We start from the raw sequence: 7,542 nt of genomic DNA, 5'->3' as shown, positions 1-7,542 counted from the left end.
GCCGGCCTGCCACCGACGGTGGGGGCAACCGCCCTGAACAAAGTCTGCGGCTCCGGGCTGAAGACCTGTATGCTGGCGGCTCAAGCGATTCGCGCCGGGGACGCCGACTTGATCGTTGCCGGCGGCATGGAGAGCATGAGCAACGCCCCGCACCTGATCCGAGGCCGGGGCGGCCTGGCCTTTGGCCATCAACGGCTGGTCGATGCCTTGCTGCATGACGGACTGTGGGATCCCTTTGAGGACTGGGCTATGGGCATGGCGGCTGAGCACATTGCTTCCGCCTACGAGGTCTCCCGGGATGCGATGGACGAGTGGGCCCTGGCCAGTCATCGGAAGGCCATCACGGCTATCGACCGCGGCGAGTTTGAGCGCGAGATCATCCCGATCGAGATCCCTTCGAAGAAGGGGCCGGCCACGGTCGTGGCCCAGGACGAGACCCCTCGCCGTGAGACCTCCCTCGAGGCCCTGGCGGCACTCAAGCCGGCCTTCAAGCCTGACGGGCGGGTGACGGCGGGCAACTCTCCCGGTCTCAACGACGGCGCGGCCGCGCTGGTGATCGCCAGCCGCCACAGGGCGCGGGAGCTGGGGACGACACCGATGGCGCGGATCGTCGGGTACGCCCAGGCGGCTGTGCCGCCCAAGGAGCTGTTCATCGCCCCGGCGCATGCGATCCCGCGCCTGCTGGAACGCGTCGGCTGGCGGCTGGCGGATGTCGACCTGGTGGAGCTCAACGAGGCCTTCGCCGCCCAGGTGCTGGCGGACGGGTATGCCCTGGCGGAGCAGGGCTGGGATTGGGAGAAGGTCAACGTGCGCGGCGGCGGCATCGCCCTCGGGCACCCGATCGGAGCCTCGGGAGCCCGGATCCTGACGACCCTGCTGCACGCGCTGCAGGACCGGGGACAGCGGCGCGGGATCGCAGCCCTGTGTCTGGGCGGCGGCGAAGCCGTGGCCATGGCCGTGGAACTCGAGGCCTGAGGAGGAGCGATGGAGATTCTGCAGATCGTTGTCGTCGGCGCCGGCACGATGGGCAACGGCATCGCCCAGGCCGCCGCCGTTTCGGGCTATTCGGTCGTCATGACCGACGTCGTCCCGCAAGCCCTGGAGACCGGCAAGACCGCCATTGCCAGGTCGGCTGCCCGGCTGGCCGAGAAGGGCGCGATCAACCAAGACCAACTCCAGGCGGCCCAGCGGATTGAGACGGCGCTCGATCTTGAGCCCGTGCGCCAGGCCGACCTGGTGATCGAGGCCGCCACCGAGAACCCGGCCCTCAAGCTCGAGCTGTTCGCCCAGCTCGACCGGCTGGCGCCGGCCCCGGCGGTTCTGGCCTCGAATACCTCTTCGATTTCCCTGACCAAGATCGGCGCCGCCACCCGCCGCCCGGAGCAGGTCGTCGGCATGCACTTCTTCAACCCGGTGCCGCTGATGCGATTGCTGGAGGTCATCCGCGGCCTGGCCACCTCCGACGCCACAACCGACGTCGCCGTGGACGTCGGACGGCGAATGGGCAAGGAACCGATTGAAGCCAAGGACTCGCCGGGATTCATCAGCAACCGGATCCTGTGCCCGATGATCAACGAGGCCGTGTTTGCGCTGCAGGAGGGCATCGGATCGGCGGAAGCCATCGATACCGTGATGCGCCTGGGCATGAACCATCCCATGGGCCCGCTCACTCTAGCCGATCTGGTTGGGCTGGACGTCGTGCTGTTCGTGATGGAAGTCTTGCAGCGCGATCTGGGGGAGGATAAGTACCGCCCGGCGCCGCTGCTGCGCAAGATGGTCGATGCCGGCTACCTGGGGCGCAAGACCGGCCGAGGCTTCTACCACTACGACCGTTGAGTTGCAGGACCCGAGCCGGCCCGGCGCCGCCGCTGGCCGCGCTGGGTGGCGCGTTGCCGAGTAACCCCGCTACAATCCTCGCGGCATCTCCGCCGGATCGGCCATTCCAGACGCCTGGGGGCACCGCTCCGGGCGGAGCAAGGCGGGACCGGCAGGCCACCTAGCGATCCTTCCTAGGAGTGACTCGCATGTATCTGAGCAGCGGGCGACGGCCACACCGGCCAGCAACGCCGATCCCTGGGCTCCCAGCCCGGCACTCCGCCCGCAGGGCCTTGTGGGCGGCGGCGGTCGGCTTGATCCTCACCGCCCTGGCATGCGCACTCCCAGGATCGGACCCAGGCCAAGGTGCGGAGTTGGCGACCGCGGTGTCCGCCACCCTGGCCGCCGCCACCATCGTCGCCCCCGAGGGAGAATCCCCTGACAGCCAACCAACGGAATCCGCAGTGGCGCCGTCGTCCAGCAGCGTGCCGGCCGACACTCAGGGCGAACTGAGCCTGGTCTATACCAGCGGCGGCGACGCCTGGCTGCTGGAGGGCGAGGCGCCTGCCCGGCAGATCACCTCGATGGGCGGGGTGTATCAGGTGGTGATCTCCTCGGACGGCCAACGGATCGTCTTTGCCCGCAGAGGCCGAGTCGACCTGCCCTCCGAGATCTGGGGCGTCAACCGCGACGGCTCCGCCCAATCGCAGCTTGTGGCCTCGACCCGCTGGAACGAGCTCTACGATCCTGAGGGATTCCTGTTCAATGACCTGGCGGGGATCGACTTCATCCCCGGCACCCACGCCCTGCTGCTTGGCACCCAGGCTGTGCCGGAGGGGCCGGGGGTTTTCCGCTACGATGACCTGCTGAGGCTCGACGCGGATACGGGTACGTTGACCACGCTGCTGACCCCCGGCCAGGGCGGCGCCTTCACGCTGTCTCCGGATGGCGGAACTGCCGCCATCGTGCGCCCGACTTCGATCGGCTTGGTCAACAGCGACGGGACCGGCCTGCGCCCGGATCTGGTCACCTTTCCGATGGTCATCACCTACAGCGAGTACCAGTGGTATCCCAAGCTGACCTGGTCCCCCGATTCCCGGGCGGTAGGCGCGGCCATCCCCTCGGCCGATCCGCTGGCGGCCGACCCCAGCGGGACGGTGTGGCGCGTTGACAGGGAGTCCGCGGTTGCCACGGCCGGCCCGGCCATCTCCGGCAACTTCTTCTTCCCTCAGTTCGGCGCAGCCGCCTTGGCGCCCGATCTTGGGCGTGTGGCATTCGCCCGGAGCGGAGCGACACCTAACACGACTGACCTGTTCCTGGCAAACGCCGACGGGAGCGCCGAGGGGCCGTACGTGAGCGGAGATGTCGGTTGGAAGGGGTGGTCACCGGACAGTCAGCATTTTGTCTTCTCACAGGACTCTCCGGCCGACCTGATGCTCGGCAGCCCAGCCGTCGCCTCGGAGCCCCTGGCCTCCGGGCACACTCTGCAATGGATCGGTCCCACCGAGTTCGTCCTGCTCTCCGGCGGTCAGGGCAGCTGGACGCTAGCCCGCGGCTCGATCGGCGGCCCGCTCGTCCCACTGGCCTCGCCGACTGGAGACTTCGTCGCCTTCGACACTACTACCGGTTGAGACCAGCCTCGCCCTACCGCTTGGATCGGCCTTTGTGGGCACGCGGAAATGACACGCGGGGCTCGAGCTCAGCCCCGAACCCCACGCATGGCTGTATCCTGTGACCCCGGACAGGGACCGGCGCCTCCCGCTCAGGGGCGGGGCGCTAGCAGGGATCGCCCAACCCGGTCCGGACTAGGCACCCCGCGCCCGAACGCGGTCCATGACCGCCTTCAGGCTGACACGTATCCGCTCCAGCGACCCGGCCAACTCGCCGACTTCGTCCTTCGAGTGAACCTCGACCGGCGTCTCGAGGTCGTCGGTGCTCAGCTTGTCGGCGGTCCGCACCAGGTAGGAGAGCGGCCGGCTGATGCTGCGCGTGATCACGCCCGCCAGCACGATCCCCAGCACAACTGCCGCCGGGGAGATCACCCGAGGAAGGCCGGGACCTGTGCTTCCGTCAGTGTTGTGCGCGTGGAGCGCAACCGAGCCAGGGTATCATCGACAATCAGCATCGCCACCGGGCCGACCGCGACGGCCAGCTCGTGCTCGACCTGCGCCACCCCCTACGAGGGAATTCCCTTTCCGGCCGGAGCTGGACCCGGCGCCAACGCCACAGCGCCGCCGGCGATCGCCTTCTTCGCTTGGCGAGCGGCCATGTTGGCTGTGAGGTTCAGCATCGGGATACTGACCTTCGGGGTGCACAGAATACACAGGCAGCCCGGCTCGAGCGGCTTGAGCACCACGATCCCCGACTCAAACACCATCTCAACATCCGTCGCCTTCTTACCCTGAAGGCTGTGCACCCCCTCCGCCGTGCGGTTGAGGGTCTTGGCCACCATGGCCAGGATGTCGTCTGAGATCGGGGTCTTGAGGGAGGAGGCCAACAGGCGGCCGTCGCCATCACACACGAAAGCGCCGGTGACGCCAGCCACGGCGTTGAGATCGTCCAGTATGGCTTTCATCCCCCGCACGCTCCTTCCGCCGCCCGCCGGCGCTTTGCCGCGCGCCGGACTAGCACCTCAAGGCTAGGATGCAAGTCCTATTCAGTCTATCGACTTCCAGGGCAGCAGGCAACTAGCAGTCGCCTTGCAGGATCGTGGAGGATCGCGTTGTTCGGGTCGGACGGGCCTCGCCTACCCCTTCCACACCATGACGCTCAGTCGGCTGTTGGCGGGGGACAGGGGGTTGAGCCATCGTCCGAGGCGAAGCAGCCGACGGAAATGGGCGGGCGCCGGATCGCGCGGCGAGAGCGCCCGGAAACCGAAGCGGGCATAGAAGGGGGCAAGCCGTGAGCGACACACCAGCCACAGCGGCGGCCCGGCCTGCATCAGGCTGTGAATGATGGCGCTCGCCACGCCGCCACCCCGCCAGTGGGGGTCCACCACGATCGAAGCCAGCTCGGGGGCGTGGCCTCGGTGCGGCTTAATCTGGCCGCAGCCGATCACCCGTTGCTCGCCATCGACGGCGACTACGAATCGCCGCCAGTCCAGCCCGCTCGGGTTGATGCGCCCCTGGCGCACCAACCGCCGGATTGAGGCCTGGTCTCCGGCGCGGGCCGGCCGCAGGCTGAACTCCCCACGCCCCGGATGGCCGATCACCGTGCCCGCAGCCTGTTCAATATCAGACCACCTGTCCGGCGAACCGCAGTATTTGGTTCGCGAGAGCCAACGGACGCTGGAGCGGGACGTCATGGATCGTGTCGCGCATCCAGCTCACCTGCACCTCGCGAATCCGCTCGCAGGCGATCGCGACCCCTCTGCGCTTCTGTGCAAGGAGGCGGTCCTCGTCGGGCGTGCGGGGCGAGGGTGGGACGGCCGGCAGCAAGAGCACCGGGCAGGATAGCGCGGCATACGCCTGATAGGCACGGTACTCCCAGATCGAGCGCAGGAGCTGCAGGTGACGCCGGCGAGTCAGATGCGGACGAATCCGACCCCGTGAATCGACCTCGAAGTTGGCGATCAGGATCTCCTGCGCACGGGCGTTCGGAGTCCAGGCCCGCCCGGGGGCGGTCAACCGCCGGCGCAAGCCTTCCAGCGTCAGGCCGGCGAGGCGCGGGGGTGCGAGCCAATCACGCACGCTGGGCCAGGAAGCACCGGGGATGTCGGCCAGCTGACTCATGCCGCCATCGACCAAGACCAGGCCGCAGGGAGCATAGGCGCCGCCTGAATGACGAACGGCGAAGTCAATCGCCAGGTAGGCTCCCCAGGAGTGGCCAACCAGCAGCGGCCGACGCAGTCGGCGCATGCGCACAAAGCATCCAATATCGGCAACGATGGCGGAGAAGCCATAGCCGCCGTCCGGCTTCCCGCTCAGTCCATGCCCGCGCAGGTCGATCGCCCAGGTATCGTAGCCGGCGGCGGCGAGGCGCGGCGCCGACAACTCCCAGATGCGGGCGTTGGAAGCCAGACCGTGCAAGAGCAGGACGGGCGTCCTGGGCTGGGCCGGCGTCCAATGCAGGGTGTGGGTGCGCAGACCGCCGAGGTCGACGAAGCCCGACTCAGGTGCAGGCGGCAGACGGTGCGGCCGACTCATGCTCCGGCACACAAGCCGAACGGAGCCTCACCCATCGGTTTCAATCAGAAGCGTTTCGAGGACCTGGCGCGCCAGATTGGGGTCGGCCTTGCCGCCGGACTTGCGCATCACTTGTCCGACGAACCAACCGATGAGAGTCCCCTTGCCGGCACGATAGGTCGCCACCTGATCGGGGTTCTCCTCCAGGACGGCCTCGGCCAGGCCCCGCAGTGCCTGCTCATCCGCCACCTGCCCCAGGCCTTGGCGCGCAACCAGTTCGGCCGGGGGTTGGCCGGTTTGCTCGACCTTCTCGAGCAGCGTCTTCCCGGTGGCGGCATTGATCTGGCGGGCCTCAACCATGCGGATGACCTGGGCGAGATCGTTGGGGCGCAGCCGCAGATCGCCGGCGCTCAGGCCGAGATCGCGCAGCAGGCGCAGCACATCGTTCATCATCCAGTTGGAGACGGCCTTGGGCTCGCCACCGTAGGCCAAGACCGCCGCCTCAAAGTAATCGGAGAGGCTGCGCTCCTCCGTCAGAATCTCGGCGTCGTAGGCAGGCAGGCCGTACTGGTCGATGAAGCGCTGCTTGCGGGCGAGCGGCAGCTCGGGAAGCTCAGAGAGGGCCTGCGCCTTCCACGCAGGTTCGATCCGCAGCGGCAGCAGATCCGGTTCACGGAAGTAGCGGTAGTCGGCTTCGGTCTCCTTCGAGCGCATCTTGCGCAGGGTGCCGGAGGCTTCGTCCCAATCCAGCGTCCATGGCCGGATCGAGTGGCCGCTTTCCACCTGGCGCACCTGGCGTGCGATCTCGGCCGCAAGCGCCTCGCGCAGCGAGTCGATCGAGTTGACGTTCTTGATCTCCGTCTTGGGATTGAGCACGGTCTCGCCCGCCCGGCGGATCGAGACATTGCCATCGCAGCGCAGATGGCCGCGCTCCATGTCGGCTTCTGAGATCCCCAGCCAGCGCAGCAGCTGGCGCAGGCGGATCAGGTAGTGCGCCGCCTCGTCGGCGCTGCGCAGATCGGGGCCGGTAACCATCTCGACCAGGGGTACACCGCAGCGGTTGAAGTCGATCAGCCTGCGCCCGGCGGCGTGAACAGTCTTGCCGGCATCCTCCTCCAGATGGAGCTTGTGGATGGTCAGGCGGCGCGTGGCGCCCGATGGAAGCGGAAGGTCGAAGTACCCGCCGCGTGCCAGCGGCTCGTCATACTGGCTGATCTGGTAGCCCTTTGGCAGGTCGGGATAGAAGTAGTTCTTGCGGGCAAAGAACGAGAGCTCCTGGATGGATTCGGCGTGCATGGCGCTGGCCAGCAGGACCGCCTTCTCCACCGCCCGTTGATTGAGGGTCGGGAGTACGCCCGGCAGGCCGGTGCACACCGGGCAGATGTTGGTGTTGGGCTCGGCTCCCCAGGAGTCGGCCTTGCAGGCGCAGAAGATCTTGCTCTGCGTGTTGAGCTGGATATGAGTCTCCAGGCCGATCACGGCTTCAAAGTCTGGCATGGGCTGCTGGCTCCCCTGGCTCATCGGCCGAGTCGGCTGTGAGGGGCACTGGCGTTGCGTTCACCGGTGGGATTCACGCGGGCTTCGGATGCGGGTACAAGGGCTC

General features: G+C 67.8%; 8 protein-coding genes. 3 read left to right on the top strand and 5 right to left on the bottom strand.

The features are described from left to right. From MUO23_01990 to MUO23_01980, 3 genes are all read left to right on the top strand, one after another. On the top strand, window positions 1-975 hold a 975-nt coding region (locus tag MUO23_01990), incomplete at its 5' end, for an acetyl-CoA C-acyltransferase (GenBank protein MCJ7511725.1). Between the two features lie 9 nt (window positions 976-984). After that, on the top strand, window positions 985-1,836 hold the full coding sequence (locus MUO23_01985; protein ID MCJ7511724.1) for a 3-hydroxybutyryl-CoA dehydrogenase: 852 nt from the start codon (window positions 985-987) through the stop codon (window positions 1,834-1,836). Between the two features lie 365 nt (window positions 1,837-2,201). Beyond that, a complete protein-coding gene (locus tag MUO23_01980; GenBank protein ID MCJ7511723.1) occupies window positions 2,202-3,446 on the top strand; it encodes a hypothetical protein in 1,245 nt (414 codons plus the stop codon). A gap of 174 nt (window positions 3,447-3,620) precedes the next feature. On the opposite strand, the gene MUO23_01975 is transcribed toward MUO23_01980, so the two are convergent. The 5 genes from MUO23_01975 to gatB all read right to left on the bottom strand — a co-directional run bounded on the left by MUO23_01975 (window position 3,621) and on the right by gatB (window position 7,436). After that, entirely contained in the window at window positions 3,621-3,857 is a 237-nt protein-coding gene (locus MUO23_01975; GenBank protein MCJ7511722.1) for a HAMP domain-containing protein, read from the bottom strand. A gap of 134 nt (window positions 3,858-3,991) precedes the next feature. Next, the gene (locus MUO23_01970) at window positions 3,992-4,390 is read right to left on the bottom strand and encodes a roadblock/LC7 domain-containing protein (GenBank protein ID MCJ7511721.1); all 399 of its coding nucleotides are present in this window, start codon (window positions 4,388-4,390) and stop codon (window positions 3,992-3,994) included. A gap of 171 nt (window positions 4,391-4,561) precedes the next feature. After that, complete coding sequence (locus MUO23_01965) at window positions 4,562-5,026, bottom strand: GNAT family N-acetyltransferase (protein MCJ7511720.1); 465 nt, start codon at window positions 5,024-5,026, stop codon at window positions 4,562-4,564. 22 nt (window positions 5,027-5,048) lie between these two features. Then, window positions 5,049-5,960 (bottom strand): alpha/beta hydrolase, encoded by a 912-nt coding sequence (locus tag MUO23_01960; protein MCJ7511719.1) that lies wholly within the window; start codon window positions 5,958-5,960, stop codon window positions 5,049-5,051. Window positions 5,961-5,987: 27 nt separating this feature from the next. Next, window positions 5,988-7,436 (bottom strand): Asp-tRNA(Asn)/Glu-tRNA(Gln) amidotransferase subunit GatB, encoded by a 1,449-nt coding sequence (gatB, locus tag MUO23_01955; GenBank protein ID MCJ7511718.1) that lies wholly within the window; start codon window positions 7,434-7,436, stop codon window positions 5,988-5,990. Window positions 7,437-7,542 lie beyond the last annotated feature (106 nt).

It is taken from the genome of Anaerolineales bacterium, assembly GCA_022866145.1.
Lineage (GTDB): Bacteria > Chloroflexota > Anaerolineae > Anaerolineales > E44-bin32 > PFL42.
The sequence above is the reverse complement of the archived record's forward strand: the minus strand, read 5'-3'. Positions and strand labels throughout refer to the sequence as shown.